We start from the raw sequence: 24,004 nt of genomic DNA, 5'->3' as shown, positions 1-24,004 counted from the left end.
CGAGGTGATGATCCATGGCGGGGCGACCTGCTGAACCCGAAGTGATCTGGGCCCGCCCCGAGCGGGCCGGGCGCGGGCCGAAGGCGGCCTACAGCCGCGCCGACATCGCGTCCGCCGCCGTCCGGATCGCCGACGCCGGCGGCATCGGTGCCGTGACCATGCGGCATGTGGCGGCCGAGCTGGGCTGCGGCACGATGTCGCTCTACAACTACATCCCGCGCAAGGAGGACCTGCACGAGCTGATGGTCGACGCGGTCGCGGGCGCGTACCCCCTGCCCGAGGAGCCGTCCGGCGACTGGCGCGCCGACCTGACCCACCTCGCGTACCGCGCGCGCACGATGATGAGGGACCACCCCTGGATGGCGGGGCTGATGTCGAGCGCCTACGGATTCAGCCCGAACGTGATCGGCTTCCTGGAGTACAGCCTGCGCTGCCTGGACGGGCTCGACCTCTCGTACGGCGAGAAGATGGAGCTGGTCGCGATGGTCAACGGGGTGGTGACCACGTACGTGGCCAACGAACTCCACACCGCGGAGCGGGTGCGGGCACTGCCGTGGTCCGCGGAGCGCGAACACGAGATCCGGATCGCGTACATGGTGAGCGAGCTGTCCTCGGGCCGCTATCCGCGGCTGTCGGCGGCGCTCGCCGAGGACTCGGGCCCCATCGATCTGGACGCGGTCTTCGACCGGGCGCTGAGCCGGGTGCTCGACTCCTTCGCGCCGGCGGCGGAGCGGAGGGGTGGCCGACGGTCCTGAGGTCTGGAGAGCTTGACGGCTTGAGGGGTTGAGGTCCAGACGAGGGACCCTAGACGAGGGCGAACTGCCCCTCCGGGCCCTCCTCGTGGTGGTCGAGCACCGACGCCGGGCGGCGGGCCGCCGCCCGGACCGGCAGGACACCGGCCGTCCGCAGCTCGGCCCGCCCGATGGCCGCTCCGGCTCGGGCTCCGGCCTCGGCCTCGGCGAGCAACCTCCGCCGGAGCGGCCGGACTTCCGCGAGCAGCGCCAGGACCGTGATCAGCTCCAGCAGCTCCGAGGTCCACTCCCGGGGCCAGCCCGCCGGCCGGATTGCCTCCAGCGTGCCGGGCTCCGGCGGATCGGCGCGGCGGGCGCGGCGCTCGAACCACAGCTCCAGCACCCGCACCCCGCCGACCGTGAAGTCCCAGGCCCCGGCCGGTACGGGCGAGATACGGCCGGTGGCGCCGACACAGAGCGCCTCGTCCGCCGCGTCGTACGTCAGCGAGTCGGGCCGGTCCGGCACCGCGGCGCGTACGTACGGGCGGCGCCCGCCGGGCAGCCGGGGCCGTTCGCCGCCGCGCGCCCCGCGGAGCTGGATCCCGGTCATCCGCCGCCCCAGCTCCACCCCGGAGGCCCAGACGCCGGGGTCGGCCGTCAGCGGCACCACGCACCCGGCGGACGAGGGGACGGCGGTGGCCACGGCCCACGCCAGCACGTCCTCGGCACCGGCCTCCCGGCCGAGACGCGCCGCCAGCAGCTCCGTCAGCCCGGGGGCGAGATTGGGCTCCCCGCCGCCGGGGCGCCGGTAGAGCGGCCGGATCCGGCCCGGCCGCCCGGCGGGGGAGTGGCCGTCCGGGAGGACCGCGCTGACCAGCAGCGCCGGTCCCGGGTCGCCCTGGGGGACGTACCCCTGCTCCACGGCGAAGAGCTGCCGGGCGTCGGCGACGCGCCACAGCTCGGGGCGCGCCGCGTCGATCAGCCGGTGGTCGGGGATCAGCCACTGCTCGTCGAACGGTCCGTGCGCCACCCGCAGCGGCTCCGGGCAGCGCCCCGTCTCCCGCGCGAACCGCCCGGTGCCGTTGACCTGCCCGGGCAGCGCGGCCACCGCGCTCAGCGGTGTACGGGCCCGGGTCACCCCGAACAGCGCCTCCCGTTCGGCGCCCTCGGCCCGTACGAGCCGGTCCCAGCGGGCCGTCAGCGAACCGGAGTCCGGCGCGAGCACCCACGGCCGCCCCAGCCGCAACGGCGGCGTCGACCACGGCATCAGCTCGCCGAGCAGCGGGGCATCCCCGAACGCCGCGTCGGCCCGCGTCGCAGCCATCCCCGGACCCTCCCCGTCGCCTCTCTCCCGTGTGCCGTCCGCGAAAGCGTAACCGCCGCCCGTGACGACCGGATCAGCGCGCCGGAGGTTCACCCGTAGGACCGGTGTCCGTCTCCACGGTGACCGAGAAGGAGAACCGGTCGCCCCGGTAGCGGATCCTGGCGACGTCCACCACCCGGCCGCCCTCGTCGTACGTCACCCCCGTGTAGTGCAGGATCGGGCTCAGCAGCGGCACCCCCAGCAGCTCCGCCGTGACCGGATCCGCCAGCCGGGCCTCGACCGTGTCGGTGATCCGGCTGATCCGTATCCCCCGGGTGTCGCGCAGCACCTTCGTCATCGGCCAGCGCTCCAGGTCCGCGACGTCGAGCCCCGCCGCGACCTCCGGACGCACCGCGTTCTCCGCCCAGTTGACCGGCTCCCCGCTCTCGCCGTCACGGCGCAGCCTGCGGTACGCGACCACCTCGTCCAGCCCGGGGAAGTACTCGGCGAGTTCACCCGGCACCGGGACCGGGCCGTGGTCCAGGACCGTGGTCAGCTCGCCCGACTGCTGCGCCACGATCGCGTCGACCGACCCGAGGAGCCGGCGCGGGGCGCCCCGCCGCGCGCCCGGCTCGATGAAGGTGCCACGCCGCCGGTGCCGGCTGATCAGCCCCTCCTCCTCCAGCTCCTTCAGCGCCTGGCGCATCGTCAGCACACTGACCCCGTAGTGCGCGGCGAGCTGCTCCTCCGTGGGCAGCCGCAGCGGATCGTGCGGACGGCGGCCCAGTATCGAGGCGCGCAGGGACTGCGAGACCTGGTACCACAGCGGCAGCTTGCGGTTCAGGACCAGCGAGTCGGGGGCGAAGGCGGTCACCGGTGAACTCCCAGCGGGTCAGGGCCTGAAGTGGCGCTCAAGACCCTGCCACACCTCGTCGTAACCCCGCTGGAGATGCCCGGCCCGCGCCGCCTGCCCGGCCAGCGTCACCGGCCAGCGCGTCTCGAACATGAACGCCAGTCCGTCGTCGATCTTCTGCGGCCGCAGCTCGGCGGCGCTCGCCCGGTCGAAGGTCTCCCGGTCCGGGCCGTGCGCCGACATCATGTTGTGCAGCGAGCCGCCACCCGGCACGAACCCGCCCTCGCCGGCGGTCTTCGCGTCGTACGCGCCCTGGATCAGGCCCATGTACTCGCTCATCACGTTGCGGTGGAAGTACGGCGGCCGGAACGTGTCCTCCCCGACCAGCCAGCGCGGCGCGAAGACCACGAAGTCGACGCCCGCGAGCCCCGGGGTGTCGGACGGCGAGGTCAGCACGGTGAAGATCGAGGGGTCGGGGTGGTCGTAGCTGATGGAGCCGATCACGTTGAAGCGCCGCAGGTCGTAGACGTACGGCGCATGGTTGCCGTGCCAGGCGACGACATCGAGCGGCGAGTGGCCGTAGGTGGCGGACCACAGGTTTCCGCAGTACTTGCTGATCACCTGCGTCGGCCGCTCGATGTCCTCGTACGCGGCGACGGGGGCGTGGAAGTCCCGGGCGTTGGCCAGGCCGTTGGCCCCGATCGGGCCGAGGTCGGGCAGGACGAACGGCCGCCCGTAGTTCTCGCAGACGTACCCGCGCACCGCGTCGTCCAGCGGCTCGACCCGGAACCGCACCCCGCGCGGGATCAGCGCCACCTCGCCGGGGCGGGCGGCGAGCAGGCCCAGTTCCGTACGGATCAGCAGCCCGCCGTGCTCGGGGACGATCAGCAGTTCGCCGTCCGCGTCGCTGAACACCCGGTCCGTCATGGGCGCGTTGGCGTGGTACAGGTGCACCGCCATGCCCGAGCGCTGCCCCGCGTCCCCGTTGCCGCCCAGCGTCCAGAGGCCGGCCAGGAAATCGGTGCCGGGCGGCGGCTCCGGCAGCGGGTTCCAGCGCAGCCGGTTGGGGTCGGGGACGGATTCGGTGAACGGGGCGCCGCGCACCGCGCCGTTGTCGATCCGTACGAACGGCGGATGGGCCGCCGAGGGGCGGATGCGGTACAGCCACGAGCGGCGGTTGTGGCTCCGGGGCTCGGTGAAGGCGCTGCCGCTGAGCTGCTCCGCGTAGAGCCCGAGCGGCGCGCGCTGCGGTGAGTTGCGGCCGAGCGGCAGCGCGCCCGGCACCGCCTCCGAACTGTGCTCGTTGCCGAAGCCGGGGGAGTGGCCGAGGTCCGTGGCCGCCTTCCGTGCCTGTTCGATGCCGCTCATCGTCCGCTCCCTGGTCGAGGGGGTTCCCGTCGGTCCGGCGGGACCGGGCCCTGGTGGGGCTCCGGTCCAATCCTATGGACAACCGTAGGATTGGACGCCCGGCACGTCAACGGGGCCGCGCGGCATCATGGACCCCGTGTCACACGACCGTACGAACGAACAGTCCGCCGTCCCCTCCGCCTTAGCGGGCGCCCCTGGAGCCGCAGGCATCCCGGGAGTCCCGGGCGCCCCTGGAGCCGCGAGCGTCCCGGGCGCCGCGCCGCCCGCCGCTCCGCCGCGGCGGGGCCCCGCCCAGCCCCTGCGCAGGGTCCCCGTCCAGCGCCGCAGCACGGAACGGCTCGCCCGGATCCTCGACGCCTGCGCCGTACTCCTCGACGAGACGGGGTACGAAGAGCTCACCACCCGCGCCGTCGCCGCCCGCGCGGGCGTCCCCATCGGCTCCGTCTACCGCTTCTTCGGCAACAAGCGCGCCATGGCGGACGCCCTCGCCGTCCGGAACCTGGACCGCTACGCCGCGCAGGTCACGGACCGGCTCGCCCGGCTCGACGCGCGGGACTGGCGTGGCGCGGTCGACGCGCTGCTGGACGAGTACCTGGCCATGAAGCGCACGGTGCCCGGCTTCTCCCTCGTCGACTTCGGCGCCCAGCTCCCGCTCGGCGCCGGCCGCCGCGCGCCCGCCCGGGACGCCGCCGCGGATTCCGCCCCGGACGACGATCCCAACCACCGCGTCGCGCGCCGCCTCACCGGACTGCTCGCCGGACACCTCGGCCGGACCCCGGACGCGGCGCTGCACCGTACGGTGCTGGTCGCCGTCGAGGCCACCGACGCGCTCCTCCAGCTCGCCTTCCGTGCGGACGCCGCGGGTGAGCCGGGGATCGTCGCGGAGACCCGGGAGCTGCTGCGCGGCTATCTCGCGAAGTCGCTCGACTGAACCGCCGGCCCGCGCCGACGCGCCGTCCCACCCGGCCCGATGCACCGTCCCACCCGGCCCGATGCACCGCCCTGTCCGCCCCGGTACCGCTGTGACCTGGGGTTTTGCTCGTATTGCTCGCATGTCAACATCTTGTTAACGCGTGGAACGCCGCCTTAACGTCATCCGCACCGCCGCCCCCGGCGGCAGTTCAAAGGTGAACGTGAGGGGCCTTTCCCATGCTGACCATCCTCGGCTTCGTCATGATCGCCACCTTCCTGGTGCTGATCATGATGAAGAAGATGTCGCCGATCGCGGCACTGGTGCTCATACCAGCACTCTTCTGCGTCATTGTCGGACAGGGCGCGCAGTTGGGCGACTACGTCATCAAGGGCGTCGGCGACCTCGCGCCCACCGCCGCGATGCTGATGTTCGCCATCGTCTACTTCGGCGTCATGATCGATGTCGGACTCTTCGACCCGATCGTCCGGGGCATCCTGCGCTTCTGCAAGGCGGACCCCATGCGGATCGTGGTCGGAACCGCGGTGCTCGCCTCGATCGTCTCGCTGGACGGCGACGGCTCCACCACCTTCATGATCACTGTCTCCGCGATGTACCCGCTGTACAAGCGGCTCGGGATGAGCCGGGTCGTCATGACCGGCGTCGCCGCTACCGCCAACGGCGTGATGAACACCCTGCCGTGGGGCGGCCCGACCGCCCGGGCCGCCACCGCGCTCAAGGTGGACGCGGGCGAGGTGTTCGTCCCGATGATCCCGGCGCTCGCCGTCGGACTGCTCTGCGTGCTGATCCTCGCGTACGTGCTCGGCATCCGGGAGCGCAAGCGGCTCGGCGTGCTGACGCTGGACGAGGCGCTGAAGACGGACACGGTCACCGAGACGGAGTCGGGAGCGTCCGGGTCGTCCGGGGCGTCCGGATCGTCCGCGACGAAGGTCGAGCAGCTTCTCGTGAAGACCGGTGGCGGCAAGGGCACCGGCTCCGGTACGGGCGCCGGCGGCTCCGGTGCCGGTACGGCGACCGCCACGGCGGACGGCCCCGGCCACGCGGGCAACTCCGCCCATGACGACGCCGACGACGCCGACGACGAGGGCTTCCAGGGGCTCGACCCCAACCGCGCCACCCTGCGCCCCCGCCTCTACTGGTTCAACGCCGGGCTGACCGTCGCGCTCCTCACCGCCATGATCATGGAACTGATGCCGATCCCGGTGCTCTTCCTCCTCGGCGCGGCCCTCGCCCTCACCGTCAACTACCCCAACATGGCCGAGCAGAAGGCCCGTATCGCCGCCCACGCCGACAACGTCCTCAACGTCTCCGGCATGGTCTTCGCCGCCGCCGTCTTCACCGGGGTCCTCACCGGCACCGGAATGGTCCAGCACATGGCCGACTGGCTCGTGGGCGCCATTCCGGAGGGCATGGGCCCGCACATGGCGATCGTCACCGGTCTGCTGAGCGTGCCGCTCACGTACTTCATGTCCAACGACGGCTTCTACTTCGGCGTCCTGCCCGTCCTCGCCGAGGCCGGCGCCGCGCACGGAGTCTCCCCGCTGGAGATCGCCCGCGCCTCCCTCGTCGGCCAGCCGCTCCACATGTCGTCCCCGCTCGTCCCCGCCGTCTACGTCCTCGTCGGCATGGCGAAGGTCGAGTTCGGCGACCACACCCGCTTCACCGTCAAATGGGCCGCGCTCACCGCGCTCGTCGTTCTCGCGGCCGGGGTACTCTTCGGCATCATCTGATGAACGAGACCCCAGGACACGATGTGCCGCCCGGTGGGAGAAGCTGGCTCCTGCGCCTCGTCATCGCCTTCGGATTCGCCCAGGGCGCGGTGTCGATGGCGCGGCCGGCGGTCTCCTACCGGGCGCTCTCGGTCGGCGCCGACGAGCGTGCCATCGGCGTGATCACCGCCGTGTACGCGCTGCTGCCGCTCTTCGCGGCCGTACCGCTCGGCCGCAGGACCGACCACGGACGCTGTGTCCCCCTGCTCGTCACGGGCGTCGTCCTCATCTCCGCGGGCTGCGCCCTCAGCGGCCTCGCCGGCTCCCTCGTCGAACTCGCCGCCTGGAGCGGGGTGATGGGACTCGGCCACCTCTGCTTCGTCATCGGCGCCCAGTCGATCGTGGCCCGCCGCAGCGCACCGGCCGAACAGGACCGCAACTTCGGCCACTTCACCATCGGCGCCTCCCTCGGCCAGCTCGCGGGCCCCGCCGCGGCCGGTCTGGTCGTCTCCGGTCAGGGCGGCGCGATGGCCCGTACGAGCGCGCTCGCCCTGCTCGTCGCCGCCACCGTCGCCGCGGTCTCCTTCACCGCGCTGTGGCGCGTCGAGCCCCGTACCCCCGTCGCCGCCCGGGACCGTGGCGCGGGACGGGTTCCCGTCCACCGCATCCTGCGCACCCGGGGCGTGCCCGCCGGGATCCTCATCAGCCTGGCCGTGCTCTCCACCACCGACATCCTCACCGCGTATCTGCCGGTCGTCGGCGAGGAACGGGGCATCGCCCCCGCCGTGATCGGCGCCCTGCTCAGCCTGCGCGCCGCCGCCACCATCGCCTGCCGCCTGGTGATGACCCCGATGCTCCGCCTGGTCGGCCGTACGGTCCTGCTCACCGCGACCTGTCTGCTCGGCGGGCTGCTGTGCGCGGGCATCGCCCTGCCCGTACCGGTCTGGGGGCTCGCGCTGATGCTCGCCGCGCTCGGCTTCTGCCTCGGCGTCGGCCAGCCGCTGTCGATGACGACCGTCGTACGGGCCGCCCCCGACGGGGCGCGCTCCACCGCGCTCGCGCTGCGCCTCACCGGCAACCGCCTCGGGCAGGTCGCCGCCCCGGCCTCCGCCGGTCTGGTCGCGGGCGTCGCGGGCACGGGCGCGCCGTTCCTGATGCTCGGCGCGCTGCTGGTGGGCGCGGCCGCCCTCGGGCCGCGCAGGCCGGGCGAGACACCCGACGGGAACACAGGCGGCGGCAAGAGCGGGCGCGCGAGCGGGAGTACGGGCGGGAGTACGGGCGCGAGCGCGAGCGAGGGTACGGGCGGGGGTACAGGCGCGGGCGCGAGCGGGGGTACGGGCAGGGGTGGTGCGGGCGGAGTGGAACCTTCGCGCGAATCATTCCCTGACCGCGCGTAGTCGGCTAACTTCAGGCGTCCGCGGCCGCTCCACCTTCGCACCCGCTCCATCTTCCTCTTCCGGGCGGAACCATTCATGACTCGCGCCATATCCCTGCACAGCGTCAGCAAGGCATACGGACGGTCGGCCCGCGCGGTCGACCGGTTCTCGCTCGATATCGCACCCGGTGAATTCCTGGTGCTCCTCGGCCCGTCGGGGTGCGGGAAATCGACCGTACTCCGCATGATCGCGGGTCTGGAGGACATCACCGAGGGAGATCTGTTCCTCGACGGTGAATATGCCAACAACATGCCGCCGCGGGAACGCGGAATGGCCATGGTGTTCCAGAACTTCGCGCTCTATCCGTCCATGACCAACCGCGAGAACATCGGTTTTCCGCTCAAGCTGGAGAACCCGCGCGAGGACCGCACCGAGCGCGTCGAGGCCACCGCGAGGATGCTCGGCATCGAGAGCGTCCTCGACCGCTATCCGAACCAGCTCTCCGGTGGCGAGCGCCAGCGCGTCGCGATGGGACGCGCCATCTCCCGGCGCCCCTCGGCCTTCCTGATGGACGAACCGCTCTCCAACCTCGACGCCAAGCTCCGCAGCCATCTGCGCGCCGAGATCGCCCATCTCACCGCCGAACTCGGCGTCACCACCATCTATGTGACGCACGACCAGGCGGAGGCGATGTCCCTGGGCGACCGGGTCGCGGTGATGCGCGGCGGGGTCCTCCAGCAGGTCAGCGCGCCGCGCGAGGTCTACGCCCTGCCGGAGAACGTGTTCGTCGCCGCGTTCATCGGCACCCCGCGCATCAACCTGCTCCAGGCCGTCGTCCACGCGCCGCTCGACGGCCGGATGTCGATCGACCTCGGCCGCCAGCGGCTGCGGCTGCCCGAACCCCTCAGCTCCGACCACCAGTTGCTCCGGATCCAGCAGGGCCGGCAGATCATCGTCGGCCTGCGCTCGGAGGCGGCCAGGATCGCCCCGCCCAGCCAGGCCCGTGCGGGCGAGGTGGCGCTGAGCGGCATCGTCGAGCACATGGAGTACCAGGGACACGAGGCGCTCGTCCATCTGAACATCGGCTCCCGGCCCGCGGTGGTGGCCGATCTCGAATCGCCCCGCCCGAAGTCCGCCGTACGCCGCCGCAAGAACGGCCCAGGTCTCCTGGACCGGCTGCGCGGCCGACCGGCCGCGCGCAACGGCTCCGCTTCCGGCGGCAACGGCTCCGCACCGGGCGGCAACGGCTCCGCACCCGGTGTCGCCGTCGACGAGCCGCTGACGCGCCAGGAGCCGGCCGCCCGCAGCCCCGAACGCGCCGTCATCGCCGCGAGCGACCTGGTGGTCCGCACCGGCCCCGACATGCGGCTGCGGACGGGCGCGCAGGTGCCGCTCCTGGTCGATCTGGCCCACCTCTACGTCTTCGACGACTTCGGCCGTCGGATCTGCCCCGCACCGAGGGACCAGCCGGGGCTCGACGCCTGACGCGTTCCGCCCGGCGCGGGACGGAGGAGGGGAGAGCTGGAGGAGAAGGGAGGACGACAGGCGCGCTCAGGCCGACCTCCGCTCCTCCGGTGTTCCGGCGCTCCGTTCCTCCGGCGCTCCCGCGCTCCCCGCGACGACGGTGGTACGAGGGCGCGGTCGCGAGCGCGACACCGCCACCCCGGCGAGACAGAGTGCGCCGCCGCCCAGCGTGAGCGGTCCCGGTATCTCGCCCAGGGCGAGCCACGCCATCAGCACGACCAGCGCGGGCACGGCGTACGTCGTCGCGCCCATCCGCCCGGCCGTCGTACGGGCCAGCGCGTATGCCCAGGTCGTGAACGCCAGGGCGGTCGGGAACACGCCCAGGTAGAGCATGTTGAGCGTCGCCGTGAGCGGCGCGTCCGCCGCGTCGCGGACGAGCTGCCCCGCGAACGGCAGACAGGCGACCGCTCCCGTCAGACAGCCGAAGGTGGTCACCTGGAGCGCGCTCCCGTGCGCCAGCGCCGGCTTCTGGGCCACCACCCCGCCCGCGTACGCGACCGCCGCCAGCACACACAGCGCCACCCCGAGCACCGACGCACGGCCCCCGCCGGACATCGACAGGCCCACGGCCACCGCGCCAGAGAAGGACACGGCCATGCCGGCCAGCAGCCGGGGCGGCAGGCGCTCGCCGAGCAGCCGGCCGCCGAGCAGCGCGACGAGGAGCGGGCCGATGTTCACCACCATCGCGGCCGTGCCCGCGTCGACCTGCTGTTCGCCCCAGTTGAGCGCCACCATGTAGATGCCGAACCAGAGCAGCCCCGAGACGGCGATCCCGGGCCAGGCGGCCCGAGGCGGCAGGCCCTCGCGCCGTACGAGACAGACCAGGCCGAGCACGAGCGCTCCGGCCAGCAGCCGGCCGAGCGCCAGTGACCCCGGCGCGTACGCCGCGCCCGCGCTGCGGATCGAGACGAAGGCGGAGGCCCAGAGGACGACCGTCACCCCCGCCGCGGCCGGCGGCAGCCAGGGCAGCCGGGACGGGGGCGAGGAAGGTGAGCCGGCGGAGCCGGTCGCAGACGTCATGCGGGCAACGTACGCCGACAGCAGGTCCGCTCTCACCGCAATATCGGGGGACGGACGCGGACACGTATCCTCCGCCCGGTGCCCCCACGCACGGCCCCGCGCGGACCGGCTCCGCACACCGGCTCCGGGCCGCTTCGAGCACACCGGCTCCGAGTACCGGCTCTGAGTACCGGCTCTGAGTACGCGTACGGATGTGGCACCCGCCACACCGGCGGAAGCTGTCCCGCATGACCGACACACCCGTCAAGCAGCAGATCAGCCCGGCCTACTACGCGCAGGCCGTCGCCTCCTTCGGGCTCGCCCTCGTGGCGATGACCGTCGGCATCGTCAGGCTCGACGCCGACGCCTGGGTGCGGGGCTTCCTCGGTATCGCCGTGCTCTACCTCACGACCTCGGCGTTCACCCTCGCCAAGGTGATCAGGGACCGCCAGGAGGCCGGGCAGATCACCAGCCGGGTGGACCAGGCCAGGCTGGAGAAGATCCTGGCCGAGCACGACCCCTTCCAGAAGCTCTAAGCGCTTGCTCACCGCCGGGGTATGGTGTGCGTCCTGTCGAATGGACGACCGAACGGAAGGGGCGCGCGATGCGCACGGCGGAGCAGGCGGCCGACGGCGAGCACACGCCGTGGGGTGAGGTCACCCCGGAGGCGGCCAGGAAGCTGCTGGTCGCCGCCGTCGAGGCGTTCGCCGAGCGCGGCTACCACGCCACCACCACCCGGGACATCGCGGGACGCGCGGGGATGAGCCCGGCGGCGCTCTACATCCACTACAAGACGAAGGAAGAGCTGCTCCACCGCATCAGCCGGATCGGCCACGACAGCGCCCTGGCGCTGCTGACGGCCGCCGCGGACGGCGGGGGCACGGCGGCGGAGCGGCTCTCCGACGCCGTGCGCGGCTTCGTCCGCTGGCACGCGGAGCGGCACACCACGGCGCGGGTCGTCCAGTACGAACTGGACGCGCTCGCCGCCGAGCACCGCGCGGAGATCGTCGAGCTGCGGCGCGGCTGCAGCGCGGCGATCCGCCGGATCCTCGTCGACGGCGTACGGGACGGGGAGTTCGACGTCCCCGACGTGCCGGGGACGACGCTCGCGGTGCTCTCCCTCTGCATCGACGTGGCGCGCTGGTTCAACGCGGCGGGCCCCCGGACGCCCGACGAGGTCGGCGCGCTCTACGCCGACCTCGTCCTGCGCATGGTGGCCGCGCCGGGGACCGAAGGCCCCGCCGGTCAGAAGAAGTAGCGCGACACCGACTCCGCCACGCAGGCCGGCTTGTCGCCGCCCTCGCGCTCGATCGTGACGAGGGTGGTGATCTGGACGCCGCCGCCCGCCTCCGTGACGTCCTTCAGGACGGCCGTCGCGCGCAGCCGCGAGCCGACCGGCACGGGGGAGGGGAAACGGACCTTGTTCGTGCCGTAGTTGATGCCCATCTTCACGTTCTCGACGCGCACGACCTCCGGTACCAGCGCGGGCAGCAGCGACAGCGTCAGATAGCCGTGCGCGATCGTCGTCCCGAACGGGCCCCGCGCGGCGCGCTCGGGATCCACGTGGATCCACTGGTGATCGCCGGTGGCCTCGGCGAAGAGGTCGATCCGTTTCTGGTCGACCTCCAGCCAGTCGCTGTGTCCCAGCTGTTCGCCGATCCCGGCGCGCAGCTCCTCGGCTGAGGTGAAGATCCTCGGCTCGGCCATGTTCCTGGTGCCGCCTCTCCGTTGTCCGCCCGCGTCTGTCTGTGCTGTCCGTCCGCCCGCGCCTGTCCAAGCGCTTGCTCAGCACGAGCATGTTGCGCGAGCGCTCGGATGTCAACGAGGGAAGTAGGCTCCGGGGGGTGCCACAGATTCCGGAGACCATCAGCGAACTCACGGTCGGACAGTTGTCGGCGCGCAGCGGCGCCGCCGTCTCGGCCCTGCACTTCTACGAGTCCAAAGGGCTGATCTCCAGCCGCAGGACGAGTGGCAACCAGCGCCGCTACTCCCGTGACGCGCTGCGCCGGGTGGCCTTCGTACGGGCGGCGCAGCGGGTCGGCATCCCGCTGGCGACGATCAGGGACGCCCTGGCGGAACTTCCCGAGGAGCGCACGCCGACGCGGGACGACTGGGCCAGGCTGTCCGAGGCGTGGCGCGCGGAGCTGGACGAGCGCATCAAGCAGCTCGGTCGGCTGCGCGACCATCTCACGGACTGCATCGGCTGCGGCTGTCTCTCCCTGGAGACCTGTGTCCTGTCCAACCCCGACGACATCTTCGGCGACCGCCTGACGGGTTCGCGCCTGCTGCCGGAGCGCCGTGCTCCCCAGGAGCGGCCGTCCGCGAAGAACCCCGCCCCGGGCCCGCGTTGATCCTGGCGCTCCGGGCGCTCCTGGTGCTCCGGGCGCCCCGGGCGTCCTGAGTGCGCCGCCCCGGCCCGGACCCCGGCCCGCGGCCCTGACTCCGTGGGGGCGTGCCGTCCTCCGGACTCGCCCCCACAGGTCCTACGCCACCGACGCCAGATCCTTCATCCGCATCCGCTTGGCCCGGGCCAGCGCCTCGGACGTGAGGAGGGGCGGCGGTACGACGATGCCGCAGCCCGTGCAGACCGGTCCCGACCACGGCTCGCCCGACAGGTCGGGCCGCCAGACGAACCCGCGCTCCGCGCAGACGGGACAGGCGGCGCCGGGGCCGCTCTTCAGCCCCGAGACCAGCCGGCGCAGTACCTCGGCGAGCGACTCCGACGGATGGACCGCCGGATCGTCGCACCGCGCGACGCCGTTGCCTCCCCAGGCCCGCCGGTGCCAGTCGTCGCAGCTCCCGGGCTGCCTCAGCCCGTCGTGCTTCTCGCGCCTGCGCCGCTCGGCGAACTCCGACTCGTACGCGAGCCAGACGGCCCGCGCCTCTTCCAGTTCTTCCAGCGCGGCCGTCAGCCGCGCCGGGTCGGGCGCCCTGTCCTCCGGCTCCATGCTGTGCCTCGCGCACAGATGGTCCCAGGTAGCCCGGTGTCCGTAAGGAGCGAACCGCTCCAGGCACTTGCGCAGGGAATACCGTCGCAAGGCCAGGTCGCACCGCGGATCGCGCACCTGTCTCGCGAGACTCCGGAATCCGGCCATCGCCTGCCACCTCCGTCGCTGTTCGGCGTTGAGGAATGGACGTACGCCTGCCCCGTTCGGCTCCATCAAAAAACAGATGGCAGCCATGGATCCTGGCATTCCGGTTCATATCGAGCAGTTTTCGAACCCGATTCACAGGAACCGCGCGGATTTCGGGTGTGGGGATCCGGAAAAGGTGACTGATGTTCACCTTACCGGCGAGTCATACCGCCGGTAACCTCCGGCGCACCGGCCTCCCCGAGGAGCACCCCATGCGACGACGCACCGGAAGACCCCACCGCGCCACCCTCACCGCCGCCGCGGTGTTCGCGCTGGGCGCGGCCCTGCTGACCCCCCATGCGCAGGCCGCCGCCCCCGCCGCGCCCCCCGCACCGGCCGCCGCCGCGGCCGACCCCGACTACTGCCAGGGCCAGTGCGCCGACATCCTGCCGCCGGGCCAGAACGGCAACGCCACCCTCGCCGACATCCTCGGCAACCGGCTGTTCGGGACGTTCCCCGCCCACGCCTCCGACCAGTTGAGCCGCTACGACTCCCTGGTCGCCGGACAGGACGGTCTCACCGACGCCAAGGTCACCGACTTCTTCAACGACGCCTCCTTCGGCGTACCGTCCGACCAGGTCGAGTCCGTCACCTCACCCCGCTCCGACGTCACGATCACCCGCGACAAGAAGACCGGCGTCCCGCACATCAAGGGCACCACCCGCTACGGGACCGAGTTCGGCGCCGGCTACGCCGCGGGCCAGGACCGGCTCTGGATGATGGACCTCTTCCGCCACATCGGCCGTGGCGAGCTGACCTCCTTCGCCGGCGGCGCCCTCGCCAACCAGGGGCTTGAGCAGCAGTTCTGGCCCTCGGCCCCGTACACCGAGGCCGAGTACGAGGCCCAGATCGAGCGGATCAGGGCCACCGAGGGCGCGCGCGGCGAGCAGGCCATGGCGGACGCGCAGGCGTATGTCGACGGCATCAACGCCTACCGCCAGAAGGCCAAGGACGGCCGCTACTTCCCCGGCGAGTACGTCCTCACCGGGAAGATCGACTCGATCACCAACGTCGGGGAGATCCAGCCCTTCAAGCTCACCGACCTGATCTCCATCGCCTCGGTCGTCGGCGGCCAGTTCGGCGGCGGAGGCGGCGGCGAGGTGCAGGCCGCGCTCTCCCTCCTCGCGGCCCAGCAGAAGTACGGCGTGGCCGAGGGCACGGCCGTCTGGGAGGCCTTCCGGCAGCGCAACGACCCCGAGGCCGTCCTCACCGTCCACGACGGCACCAGCTTCCCGTACGCCCAGAAGCCCGACCAGCCGCGCGGCACCGCCCTGCCCGACGCGGGCTCCGTCACCGCCGAACCCCTCGTGTACGACAGGACCGGCTCGGCCGTCACCCGCGCCACGGCTCCCGTCGACACACCTGAGGAACTCAAGCCGCTCCAGGGCATCTTCGACGACGGCGTCGTCCCGGCCGGGTCCCTCTCCGCCAAGCGCGGCATGTCCAACGCCCTGCTCGTCTCCGGCGCGCACACGAAGAGCGGGAACCCGATCGCGGTCTTCGGCCCGCAGACCGGCTACTTCGCGCCACAGCTGATGATGCTCCAGGAGCTCCAGGGTCCCGGCATCAGCGCCCGGGGCGTCTCCTTCGCGGGCGTCGGCATGTACGTGCAGATGGGGCGCGGCCAGGACTACGCGTGGAGCGCGACCTCCTCGCAGCAGGACATCACCGACACCTACGCCGTCGAGCTCTGCGAGCCGAACGGCTCGGCCCCGACCAAGGCGTCCACCTCGTACCTCTTCCGCTCCGTGTGCACCCCGATGGAGAAGATGGAGCGCAAGAACGCCTGGAAGCCCACCACCGCCGACTCCACCGCCGAGGGCTCGTACCGGCTCCAGGTCTGGCGCACCAAGTACGGGATGGTCACGCACCGCGCGACGGTCGGCGGCAAGCCGGTCGCGTACACCTCGCTGCGCACCACGTACCGCCACGAGGCCGATTCGATCATCGGCTTCCAGATGTTCAACGACCCGGCGTTCATGACGGGCGCGGCGGCCTTCCAGCAGGCCGCGCACAAGGTCGGCTACGCCTTCAACTGGTTCTACGCGGACGCGCGCACCGCCGCCTACTACAACAGCGGCCTCAACCCGGTGCGGGCGTCCGGCGTGGACGCGTCGCTGCCGGTGAAGGCGGAGCGCGCGTACGAGTGGCAGGGCTTCGACCCGGTGTACAACGAGTCCGCGTACACCCCCTTCGCCCAGCACCCGCAGTCCGTCGGGCAGGACTACTACATCTCCTGGAACAACCGGCAGGCCAAGGACTACGACGCGGCCGGATTCGGCTACGGCGCCGTGCACCGGGGCGATCTGCTCGACGACCGGGTGAAGAAACTGGTCCGGGCGGGCGGCGTCACCCGCGCCTCGCTCACCCGCGCGATGGCCAACGCGGCCCTCGCGGACCTCAGGGGCGAACAGGTTCTGCCCGGGCTGCTGAAGGTGATCCGCTCGGCGCCGGTCACCGACTCCGCGCTGAACACGGTCGTCCAGCAACTGGAGACCTGGCAGACGGCCGGCGCGCTCCGTAAGGAGACCGCGCGGGGCTCGCACACGTACGCCGACGCCGCGGCGGTCCGCACCATGGACGCGTGGTGGCCGCGGCTGGTGGAGGCGCAGTTCAAGCCCGGCCTCGGCGAGGGTCTCTACACCGCGCTCACCGCCTCGCTGCCGATCGACGAGTCCCCGGCCTCCAGCCACGGCCCGACCGGCGCGCACAGCGGTTCGTCGTTCCAGTACGGCTGGTGGGGCTATGTCGACAAGGATCTCAGGCAGGTCCTCGGCGAGCCGGTCGAGAGCGCCTCGCCGAAGACCTACTGCGGCGGCGGCTCGCTCACCGCCTGCCGTGACGTCCTGCTGACGACCCTGAAGACGGCGGCGGCGGTCCCGGCGAACACGGTCTACCCCGGGGACGACAACTGCTCGGCGGGCGACCAGTGGTGCACGGACACGATCATCCACCGGGCGCTGGGCGGCATCACCCACCCGAAGGTCAACTGGCAGAACAGGCCGACGTACCAGCAGGTGGTGGAGTTCCCCTCGCACCGCTGAGGCGGGAACACCTGCCGCTCAGGAGCGATCCGTGGGCCGGACCCGACATCGGGTCCGGCCCACGGCCGTGCGGGCGCCTGGATGTGCTCACGATCGTCGCCCAACTGCTCAGGTGAAGACAAAGTTTTGTCGATAACGATAAAAGTTCTGTCGAACTCAGTCTTTCCATCGGTGCTGACGAGACTTAGGCTCCAGCCGGACATTCAGCACCCCTTGGCACCGAGCACGGGCCCAGGCGAGCCGGGCATCGCGATGCCCCCTGGGCAAGGAGGACACTGACATGAACGGCAGACACACGAACCCCCAGATCCCCCAGAGCCCTCAGACCTCCCACACACCTCAGACGCCCCCGGAGTCCCCGGCGGCCCGCAGTCCCCTGATGACCTCCCGGCGGGGACTCCTCGGCGCGGCCGGCGGCGCCGCGGTGGCCGGCGCCCTCGGCCCGCTCTCCGGCGTCGCGGCGGCCGACTCCGCCCGGCACCCCCAGGGCGGCCGGAACGAGGACTACGGCTTCGGCAAGGGCGGTGACCTCCCGCTCGACCGCATCGGCATCCAGCTCTTCACCGTCCGCGACCTGCTCGCCGACAACGAACTCGACCTGTCCCGTACGTTCGAGATGCTCGCCGACGCCGGCTACGCCGAGTTCGAGATCGGCGGCGACTACGACGGACGCACCCCGGCCCAGCTCCGCAAGCTGGCCGACGCCCACGGCCTCAAGGTCGCGGGCAACCACTTCGGCCCCCGGGGCATGGTCGAGAACATCTGGTACGACCCCAAGGAGCGCGCCCGCATCTACGAGGAGGCGCACGCGCTCGGGCTCAAGGCGGTCGGTACCGGCCACTCGTACACCGCGCCGCGCACGGTCGACGGCTACAAGAGGATGGCCGCGGCCTTCAACGTGTGGGGCAGGGAAGCCGTCCGCAACGGCTTCGACTACTTCTACTTCCACAACCACGACGTGGAGTTCACGCTGGTCGACGGCGTGCCGCTGTACGACATCCTGCTGGAGGAGACCGACCCGCGGTACGTGAAGTTCGAGCTGGACCTCGGATGGATCGAGATCTCGGGCCAGAGCGCGTACGAGTACATCAGCCGCGACCCGGAGCGCTTCCCGCTCTTCCACGTCAAGGACATCCGCTGGGACCCCAACGGCAACCGCGAGGCGCAGCCCGGCACCGCCAACGCCGGAAAGCGGTTCTTCTTCACCGACCCCGGCAAGGGCGACGTCGACTATCCGAGGATCTTCTCGGCGCTGAAGAACCCCGCCCACCACCACTTCCTGGTCGAGCACGACGACGCGGGCAACGACGAGACCGCCGACGAGAACTCGCCCCGTCCGCTCAACCCCGCGGGCTCGGCCAACACGGCCTGGACCGGCCGCAAGTACCTCGCCAACCTGGAGATCTCCCGGCGCAAGCGGCACTGACGCGCCACCGGAGGAGCCTTCCGAGGCCCCGTAACCCTTCGCGAGCACCGGGGGTTACGGGACCTGAGGCCTGTCCGGTCTCAGCTCTCAGCTCTCAGCTCTCACGTCTCAGCCCAGCTCCCGCTCCCGCGTCTCCGGCAGCGCCCGTACGCACAGCAGCGACACCACGGCCATCGCACTGACGTACCAGCCCACCGACGCCGAACCGAAGGCGGGCTGGAGGCGCGGGACGACCAGCGGGGAGACCGCGCCGCCCAGGACACCGCCCAGGTTGTACGCGAGGGACGCGCCCGAGTAGCGGACGCGGGCGGGGAACAGCTCGGACAGATACGCGCCCATCGACCCGGAGGCCACGCCCACGCAGAGCATGGCGACCCCGAGGCCCAGCGCCATCAGCACCGGCCGCCCCGTGTCGAGCAGCGGGAACAGCAACTGCCCCCAGACCGCGGCGAGTCCGCAGCCCAGGAGCGCCGGGCGGCGCCGGCCCGCCGTGTCGGAGCGGGTGGCGGCGAGCCAGATGCCGGCCGCGAGGAAGAGGCAGGTGATCAGGGAGAGGCCGAGCATGGTGTCGCGCGGCACTCCCAGGATCGTCGTCGCGTACGACAGGCTGTACGTCATCGACGTGTAGAAGAGGGCGTACACCACGGCCATCGCACCCGCCCCGAGCAGCAGGTCCCGGGTGTGGCGCCGCAGCAGCTCCACCATGGGCGCCCGGCTCGCCTCCTGACGGGCCACGGCCCGGGTGAACACCGGGGTTTCGCTGATCTTCAGCCGTACCACCAGCCCGACCGCGACCAGCGCGAAGGACAGCAGGAACGGAATGCGCCAGCCCCAGCTCGCGAAGGCCGCCTCGTCGAGCGTCGCGGACACCAGCCAGAAGACACCGGTGGCGGCGGCGAAGCCGACGGGCGGGCCGAGTTGGGGGAACGCCGCGTACATCCCGCGCCGGCCGTGCGGCGCGTGCTCCACGGCGAGCAGTACGGCGCCGCCCCATTCCCCGCCGATCCCGATGCCCTGGAGGAAGCGGAGCAGGACCAGCAGCAGGGGCGCCCAGACCCCCAGGGTGGCGTAGCCGGGCAGCAGCCCCACCAGCGCGGTCGACAGCCCCATCAGCAGCAGCGAGGCCACCAGCACGGTCTTGCGGCCGACCCGGTCGCCGAAATGGCCGAAGACGATTGAGCCGATCGGGCGGGCCAGAAAGGCGACCGCGTACGTGGAGAAGGAGGCGAGCGTGGCGTTGAGGGGGGAGAGGTTGGGGAAGAAGGCGTCGTCGAGGACGAGCGCCGCCGCCATGCCGTAGATGAAGAAGTCGTAGAGCTCGATGGTGTTGCCGATGAAACTGGCGACGGCCACCCGGCGCGAACTCTCCGGGCTCTCCGGCGAGTCCGCGGCCGGCTCCGCGGGTGTGGGGGAGGGGGTCGGCGCGGGTGGGGAGGAGGACGTGGGGGACAGTGTCTCGTCGATCACGACAGGCACTCTCACGGCCGGTGAACGACGCGGTCAACGCCGCCTGTCGAACACGCTCGGATACTGACGAGTCACCGAATGTTATCGGCCGGATCGTTGTCGGCCGGATCGTTGTCGGCGGGACGGGCCCCGTGGCCCGCGCGCGCCGGCCGGGCCTCAGCGGTAGGCCAGATACCTCCGCCGCACGGCACGGAACGCGGCCAGGTCGTCCCGCCAGGCGGCGGCCACCTCGTCCGGCTCCGCGCCCGCGTCGATCATGGTCCGGACCGCCGTCGACCCGGTGAGCTTGTCGATCCAGTGGTCGGGGCGCCAGGCGAACCCGCTCCATGACCGTTTCGCCGTCACCAGCAGCCCGATTGCGGTGCGTACCGGATCGAACGACGCGCGGTCGTGGACGTGGAGCTGGACCCCGCCGACCGTCTTCCCCTGGAACTTGGAGAACGTCGGCGCGAAGTACGCCTCACGGAAGCGCACCCCCGGCAGCTCCAGCGCGTTCGCCGCCTCGGCCCAGCTCCGGTCGACGCCCTCCGCGCCCAGCAGTTCGAAGGGGCGTGTGGTGCCGCGGCCCTCCGACAGGTTCGTGCCCTCGAAGAGGCAGGTCCCCGCGTACACCAAGGCCGTGTCGGGCGTGGGCATGTTGGGGCTCGGCGGCACCCACGGCAGCCCGGTCGCGTCGAAGAAGTCGTCCCTCGCCCACCCCGACATCCGTACGGTCTCCAGCGGTACGGGCCGCTCCAGGAACTCGCCGTTGAAGAGCCGCGCCAGCTCCGTGACCGTCATGCCGTGCGCCTGCGCGATCGGCCGGCGCCCGACGAACGTCGCGAACTCCGGGTGCAGGACCGGGCCGAGGGCCGCGCGGCCGGTCACCGGGTTGGGCCGGTCCAGCACGACGAAACGCTTGCCCGCGAGCGCCGCCGCCTCCATGCAGTCGTACAGCGTCCAGATGTACGTGTAGAAGCGGGCGCCCGCGTCCTGGATGTCGAAGACGACGGTGTCGACCCCGGAGGCGGTGAAGACGTCCGCCAGCGGCTGCCCGCTCTTGAGGTACGTGTCGTAGACCGGCAGTCCGGTCGCCGGATCGTCGTACCGGCCCTCGGAGCCGCCCGCCTGCGCGGTGCCCCGGAAGCCGTGCTCCGGTCCGAAGACGGCGGTCAGCCGCACCCGGTCGTCCGCGTGCATCACGTCGACGATGTGGCGTACGTCCGCCGTGATCCCGGTCGGGTTGGTGACGACGCCGACCTTCTGACCGGCGAGCGGCCGGTAGCCGTCGGCGGCCAGCCGGTCGAAGCCGGTCCGTACGCGCGTACGGCTCCGGTCGCTCGCGCTGTCGCTCCCGCTTCCGCTGTCGCCGCCGGCCGTTCCGGCCGTTCCGACCGCGCCCGCGGCGCCGACCGCCCCCGTGGCGGCCAGCAGTCCCCGTCTGGACAGGCTCATCGCGCTACCTCCGTGATCGGCCGGCGGTCCGCGGCGGTGCGCCGGCTGCCGTCTGTCATGGCCACGCACGCTAGCGCCCCGGGCCCGCCGGGGGAACGAGGCCGTCCCGGCCCGTCCCCGAGGTTCTCCGCTCCACTTCCCCCTGGCATACCGACTGGTTAGTCTGTTAGAGGGAAGTCAGGGAAGTCCATGACGGAAACCGGAACGCCCGAAAGGCAGGCCCGATGAGCGCGGTGCACGGTGCAGGGGTTGTGGTCACAGGAGCCGGTGGCGGCATCGGCGCCGCCCTCGCCCGCAGGTTCGCCGCCGAGGGCGCCCGCGTCGTGGTCAACGACCTCGACGCGGCGAAGGCCACCGCCGTCGCCGACGAGATCGGCGCCACCGCCCTGCCCGGCGACGCCTCCCATGTCGTGGCCGAGGCCCGCGCCGCCCTCGGCGGACACGTCGACATCTACTGCGCCAACGCCGGCGTCGGCACCGGCGGCGACGCGTTCGCCGAGGAGGACGTCTGGTCGTCCGCCTGGGACGTCAACGTCATGGCGCACGTCCGGGCGAGCCGCGCCCTGCTCCCCGACTGGCTGGAGCGCGGCGCGGGCCGGTTCGTCTCCACGGTCTCCGCCGCCGGACTGCTCACCATGATCGGCGCGGCCCCGTACAGCGTCACCAAGCACGGCGCGCTCGCCTACGCCGAGTGGCTCTCGCTGACCTACCGCCACCGCGGGCTCCAGGTCCACGCCATCTGCCCGCAGGGCGTCCGTACGGACATGCTCGCCGCCACCGGGAGCGCCGGCGAACTCGTCCTCACCCCCACCGCGATCGAACCGGAGGCGGTCGCCGACGCGCTCTTCGACGCCATGGCGGAGGACCGTTTCCTCGTACTCCCGCACCCCGAGGTGGCCGGCTACTACCAGGCCCGCGCCGGTGACCCCGACCGCTGGCTCTCCACCATGAACCACATCCAGCAGAAGTGGGAGAGAGGCACCGGGTGACCACCGTGTCCATCTACTCCGCCCAACCCTGGCTCGGCCGGCTCAACGAGGCCCAGCGGGCCGCCGTCGACCCGGCCGTCTCGCTCGTGCACGCCCTGCGCGCCGCCGTCGCGCGTGCTCCGGAGCGCACCGCGCTCGCCTATTTCGACGGCCGGCTCGACTACCGCGCGACCGACACGCTCTCCGACGCGATCGCCGGCCATCTCGCCGCCCGGGGCCTGGCGCGCGGCGACCGGGTCGCGCTCATGCTCCAGAACACCCCGCACTTCGTCCTGGCGCTGCTCGGCGCCTGGAAGGCGGGCGCGACCGTCGTACCGCTCAACCCCTCGTACAAGTCCGCCGAGGTCGCCCACATCCTCGCGGACGCCGAGGCCACGGCGGTGATCTGCGCCGACAACACCTGGGAGGCGTACCTGCGCGAGACCGTCGACGGCTCGGCCGTACGGATCGCGCTCACCGCCTGCGACTTCGACTTCCAGAGCCGCGACGACCCCCGGGTCCTCGGCCTCACCCGGCAGCCGTCGCCCGACGGCGACGCCGCCGACCTGCTGACCGTGGCCCGCGGCGGACTCGCCGCGCCGGCCGGCCGCGACCCGGCCGCCGGCGACACCGCGCTGATCAGCTACACCTCCGGCACCTGCGGCAGCCCGAAGGGCGCCATGAACTCCCACGCCAACATCATGGTGAACGCCGAGCGGCAGCGCGCCGGCCAGCCCATCGCCGAAGGCGCCTGCTACTTCGCGCTCGCCCCGCTCTTCCATATCACCGGCATGGTCTGCGAACTCGCGGCGTGCGTCGCCAACGCGGGCACCCTGGCCCTCGCCCACCACTTCCAGCCCGGCGTCGTCCTCGACGCGTTCACCGAACACCGGCCCGCGTACACCGTCGGCCCCGCCCCCGCCTTCATGACACTCGCCGCCCACCCCGACGTGACTCCCGACCACTTCAGCTCCTTCCGGATGATCTCCTCGGGCGGCGCGCCGCTGCCGCCCGCGCTGGTCGAGAAGTTCCGCGCGCGGCTCGGACCGTACCTCTGCAACGGCTACGGCCTCACGGAGTCCACGGCGGGCTGCGCCTCCGTACCGCCCCAGACGGAGGCTCCGGTGGACCCGGTCTCCGGGACGCTCTCGGTCGGGGTGCCCGGCCCCGACACGGTCGTACGGATCGTCGACGAGAAGGGCGGGGAGCTGTCCTTCGGCGAACACGGGGAGATCGCCGTACGCGGCCCCCAGGTCGCCGCCGGCTACTGGAACGACCCGGTGGCGACCGAGGAGACGTTCCCGGACGGCGAACTGCGCACCGGCGACATCGGCTTCATGGACCCGGACGGCTGGCTCTACGTCGTCGACCGGAAGAAGGACGTGATCAACGTATCGGGCCTGAAGGTCTGGCCGCGCGAGGTCGAGGACGTGCTCTACACCCATCCGGCGGTGCGCGAGGCGGCCGTGATCGGTGTCCCCGACGCCTACCGGGGGGAGAGCGTCAAGGCGTACGTGAGCGCGCGTCCCGGTGCCACGGTCGAGCCCGCCGAGCTGACCGCGTACTGCCGGGAGCGCCTCGCGACGTACAAGTGCCCGCGGGAGGCCGAGATCCTGCCCGAGCTGCCCAAGACCACGAGTGGGAAGATCCTCAGGCGGGAACTGCGTTCCCGCTCATGAGCGTCCCAGGCGGGGACAGTCCCTCACCGGACCCGTAGGGGTTCCCCGGGGGTGACAC

20 protein-coding genes are annotated in these 24,004 nt (G+C 72.2%); 12 read left to right on the top strand and 8 right to left on the bottom strand.

Features of this window, described 5'->3' with window-relative positions:
* The first annotated feature begins 14 nt into the window (after window positions 1-14).
* The gene (locus tag ACFXKG_RS22095; RefSeq protein WP_384841529.1) at window positions 15-755 is read left to right on the top strand and encodes a TetR/AcrR family transcriptional regulator; all 741 of its coding nucleotides are present in this window, start codon (window positions 15-17) and stop codon (window positions 753-755) included.
* Window positions 756-804: 49 nt separating this feature from the next.
* Here the strand turns inward: ACFXKG_RS22095 and ACFXKG_RS22090 are convergent, their stop codons facing one another.
* The 3 genes from ACFXKG_RS22090 to hmgA all read right to left on the bottom strand — a co-directional run bounded on the left by ACFXKG_RS22090 (window position 805) and on the right by hmgA (window position 4,255).
* The gene (locus ACFXKG_RS22090; protein WP_384841525.1) at window positions 805-2,055 is read right to left on the bottom strand and encodes a type ISP restriction/modification enzyme; all 1,251 of its coding nucleotides are present in this window, start codon (window positions 2,053-2,055) and stop codon (window positions 805-807) included.
* 73 nt (window positions 2,056-2,128) lie between these two features.
* Window positions 2,129-2,908: a GntR family transcriptional regulator gene (locus ACFXKG_RS22085; RefSeq protein ID WP_382887093.1), complete on the bottom strand. Its 780-nt coding sequence runs from the start codon at window positions 2,906-2,908 to the stop codon at window positions 2,129-2,131.
* A gap of 18 nt (window positions 2,909-2,926) precedes the next feature.
* Window positions 2,927-4,255 carry a homogentisate 1,2-dioxygenase gene (gene hmgA, locus ACFXKG_RS22080; RefSeq protein WP_384841521.1) on the bottom strand — a complete coding sequence of 443 codons (1,329 nt, stop codon included), beginning with the start codon at window positions 4,253-4,255 and terminating at the stop codon, window positions 2,927-2,929.
* A gap of 298 nt (window positions 4,256-4,553) precedes the next feature.
* On the opposite strand from hmgA, the gene ACFXKG_RS22075 reads away from it, so the two are divergent.
* From ACFXKG_RS22075 to ACFXKG_RS22060, 4 genes are all read left to right on the top strand, one after another.
* Window positions 4,554-5,186, top strand: a complete 633-nt coding sequence (locus tag ACFXKG_RS22075) for a TetR family transcriptional regulator (RefSeq protein ID WP_384841586.1) — start codon at window positions 4,554-4,556, stop codon at window positions 5,184-5,186.
* Between the two features lie 218 nt (window positions 5,187-5,404).
* Window positions 5,405-6,916: a CitMHS family transporter gene (locus tag ACFXKG_RS22070; protein WP_384841518.1), complete on the top strand. Its 1,512-nt coding sequence runs from the start codon at window positions 5,405-5,407 to the stop codon at window positions 6,914-6,916.
* Window positions 6,916-8,292 carry an MFS transporter gene (locus ACFXKG_RS22065; RefSeq protein WP_384841514.1) on the top strand — a complete coding sequence of 459 codons (1,377 nt, stop codon included), beginning with the start codon at window positions 6,916-6,918 and terminating at the stop codon, window positions 8,290-8,292. The genes ACFXKG_RS22070 and ACFXKG_RS22065 overlap by 1 nt, the downstream gene beginning before the upstream one ends.
* 75 nt (window positions 8,293-8,367) lie before the next feature.
* Window positions 8,368-9,756 carry an ABC transporter ATP-binding protein gene (locus tag ACFXKG_RS22060; protein ID WP_384841511.1) on the top strand — a complete coding sequence of 463 codons (1,389 nt, stop codon included), beginning with the start codon at window positions 8,368-8,370 and terminating at the stop codon, window positions 9,754-9,756.
* A gap of 66 nt (window positions 9,757-9,822) precedes the next feature.
* Here the strand turns inward: ACFXKG_RS22060 and ACFXKG_RS22055 are convergent, their stop codons facing one another.
* Window positions 9,823-10,815 carry a DMT family transporter gene (locus ACFXKG_RS22055; protein ID WP_384841507.1) on the bottom strand — a complete coding sequence of 331 codons (993 nt, stop codon included), beginning with the start codon at window positions 10,813-10,815 and terminating at the stop codon, window positions 9,823-9,825.
* A 227-nt stretch (window positions 10,816-11,042) separates the two neighbouring features.
* On the opposite strand from ACFXKG_RS22055, the gene ACFXKG_RS22050 reads away from it, so the two are divergent.
* Window positions 11,043-11,330: a YiaA/YiaB family inner membrane protein gene (locus ACFXKG_RS22050; RefSeq protein WP_382887082.1), complete on the top strand. Its 288-nt coding sequence runs from the start codon at window positions 11,043-11,045 to the stop codon at window positions 11,328-11,330.
* 68 nt (window positions 11,331-11,398) lie between these two features.
* Complete coding sequence (locus ACFXKG_RS22045; RefSeq protein WP_384841502.1) at window positions 11,399-12,052, top strand: TetR/AcrR family transcriptional regulator; 654 nt, start codon at window positions 11,399-11,401, stop codon at window positions 12,050-12,052.
* On the opposite strand, the gene ACFXKG_RS22040 is transcribed toward ACFXKG_RS22045, so the two are convergent.
* A complete protein-coding gene (locus ACFXKG_RS22040) occupies window positions 12,040-12,501 on the bottom strand; it encodes a MaoC family dehydratase (protein ID WP_365810304.1) in 462 nt (153 codons plus the stop codon). The genes ACFXKG_RS22045 and ACFXKG_RS22040 overlap by 13 nt on opposite strands.
* 137 nt (window positions 12,502-12,638) lie before the next feature.
* On the opposite strand from ACFXKG_RS22040, the gene soxR reads away from it, so the two are divergent.
* Window positions 12,639-13,145, top strand: coding sequence for a redox-sensitive transcriptional activator SoxR (gene soxR / locus ACFXKG_RS22035; protein ID WP_384841498.1), 507 nt, complete (start codon window positions 12,639-12,641; stop codon window positions 13,143-13,145).
* Between the two features lie 132 nt (window positions 13,146-13,277).
* Here soxR and ACFXKG_RS22030 read toward each other — a convergent pair whose 3' ends face one another.
* Complete coding sequence (locus tag ACFXKG_RS22030; protein ID WP_384841495.1) at window positions 13,278-13,889, bottom strand: hypothetical protein; 612 nt, start codon at window positions 13,887-13,889, stop codon at window positions 13,278-13,280.
* 251 nt (window positions 13,890-14,140) lie between these two features.
* Between ACFXKG_RS22030 and ACFXKG_RS22025 the strand changes: the two genes are divergently transcribed.
* Window positions 14,141-16,972, top strand: a complete 2,832-nt coding sequence (locus tag ACFXKG_RS22025) for a penicillin acylase family protein (protein WP_384841492.1) — start codon at window positions 14,141-14,143, stop codon at window positions 16,970-16,972.
* Between the two features lie 280 nt (window positions 16,973-17,252).
* Window positions 17,253-18,398: a sugar phosphate isomerase/epimerase family protein gene (locus tag ACFXKG_RS22020; RefSeq protein WP_384841490.1), complete on the top strand. Its 1,146-nt coding sequence runs from the start codon at window positions 17,253-17,255 to the stop codon at window positions 18,396-18,398.
* Between the two features lie 108 nt (window positions 18,399-18,506).
* On the opposite strand, the gene ACFXKG_RS22015 is transcribed toward ACFXKG_RS22020, so the two are convergent.
* On the bottom strand, window positions 18,507-19,751 hold the full coding sequence (locus ACFXKG_RS22015; RefSeq protein WP_384841583.1) for an MFS transporter: 1,245 nt from the start codon (window positions 19,749-19,751) through the stop codon (window positions 18,507-18,509).
* A 270-nt stretch (window positions 19,752-20,021) separates the two neighbouring features.
* Complete coding sequence (locus tag ACFXKG_RS22010) at window positions 20,022-21,299, bottom strand: exo-beta-N-acetylmuramidase NamZ domain-containing protein (protein ID WP_384841487.1); 1,278 nt, start codon at window positions 21,297-21,299, stop codon at window positions 20,022-20,024.
* Between the two features lie 224 nt (window positions 21,300-21,523).
* On the opposite strand from ACFXKG_RS22010, the gene ACFXKG_RS22005 reads away from it, so the two are divergent.
* Together ACFXKG_RS22005 and ACFXKG_RS22000 are read left to right on the top strand one after the other, a co-directional pair.
* Window positions 21,524-22,288, top strand: a complete 765-nt coding sequence (locus ACFXKG_RS22005) for an SDR family oxidoreductase (protein ID WP_384841484.1) — start codon at window positions 21,524-21,526, stop codon at window positions 22,286-22,288.
* Window positions 22,285-23,946 carry a class I adenylate-forming enzyme family protein gene (locus ACFXKG_RS22000; protein WP_384841481.1) on the top strand — a complete coding sequence of 554 codons (1,662 nt, stop codon included), beginning with the start codon at window positions 22,285-22,287 and terminating at the stop codon, window positions 23,944-23,946. The genes ACFXKG_RS22005 and ACFXKG_RS22000 overlap by 4 nt, the downstream gene beginning before the upstream one ends.
* Window positions 23,947-24,004 lie beyond the last annotated feature (58 nt).

Origin of the sequence: Streptomyces sp. NPDC059255, from assembly GCF_042752355.1 — a bacterium.
GTDB lineage: Bacteria > Actinomycetota > Actinomycetes > Streptomycetales > Streptomycetaceae > Streptomyces.
The sequence above is the reverse complement of the archived record's forward strand: the minus strand, read 5'-3'. Positions and strand labels throughout refer to the sequence as shown.

What these genes read in the sequence shown, in the direction of transcription:
- ACFXKG_RS22095 (WP_384841529.1), top strand. Translation starts at nt 15, where the DNA reads ATGGCGGGGCGACCTGCTGAACCCGAAGTGATCTGGGCCCGCCCCGAG.
- ACFXKG_RS22090 (WP_384841525.1), bottom strand. Translation starts at nt 2,055, where the DNA reads ATGGCTGCGACGCGGGCCGACGCGGCGTTCGGGGATGCCCCGCTGCTC.
- hmgA (WP_384841521.1), bottom strand. Translation starts at nt 4,255, where the DNA reads ATGAGCGGCATCGAACAGGCACGGAAGGCGGCCACGGACCTCGGCCAC.
- ACFXKG_RS22070 (WP_384841518.1), top strand. Translation starts at nt 5,405, where the DNA reads ATGCTGACCATCCTCGGCTTCGTCATGATCGCCACCTTCCTGGTGCTG.
- ACFXKG_RS22065 (WP_384841514.1), top strand. Translation starts at nt 6,916, where the DNA reads ATGAACGAGACCCCAGGACACGATGTGCCGCCCGGTGGGAGAAGCTGG.
- ACFXKG_RS22060 (WP_384841511.1), top strand. Translation starts at nt 8,368, where the DNA reads ATGACTCGCGCCATATCCCTGCACAGCGTCAGCAAGGCATACGGACGG.
- ACFXKG_RS22055 (WP_384841507.1), bottom strand. Translation starts at nt 10,815, where the DNA reads ATGACGTCTGCGACCGGCTCCGCCGGCTCACCTTCCTCGCCCCCGTCC.
- ACFXKG_RS22050 (WP_382887082.1), top strand. Translation starts at nt 11,043, where the DNA reads ATGACCGACACACCCGTCAAGCAGCAGATCAGCCCGGCCTACTACGCG.
- ACFXKG_RS22045 (WP_384841502.1), top strand. Translation starts at nt 11,399, where the DNA reads ATGCGCACGGCGGAGCAGGCGGCCGACGGCGAGCACACGCCGTGGGGT.
- ACFXKG_RS22040 (WP_365810304.1), bottom strand. Translation starts at nt 12,501, where the DNA reads ATGGCCGAGCCGAGGATCTTCACCTCAGCCGAGGAGCTGCGCGCCGGG.
- ACFXKG_RS22030 (WP_384841495.1), bottom strand. Translation starts at nt 13,889, where the DNA reads ATGGCCGGATTCCGGAGTCTCGCGAGACAGGTGCGCGATCCGCGGTGC.
- ACFXKG_RS22025 (WP_384841492.1), top strand. Translation starts at nt 14,141, where the DNA reads ATGCGACGACGCACCGGAAGACCCCACCGCGCCACCCTCACCGCCGCC.
- ACFXKG_RS22020 (WP_384841490.1), top strand. Translation starts at nt 17,253, where the DNA reads ATGAACGGCAGACACACGAACCCCCAGATCCCCCAGAGCCCTCAGACC.
- ACFXKG_RS22010 (WP_384841487.1), bottom strand. Translation starts at nt 21,299, where the DNA reads ATGAGCCTGTCCAGACGGGGACTGCTGGCCGCCACGGGGGCGGTCGGC.
- ACFXKG_RS22005 (WP_384841484.1), top strand. Translation starts at nt 21,524, where the DNA reads ATGAGCGCGGTGCACGGTGCAGGGGTTGTGGTCACAGGAGCCGGTGGC.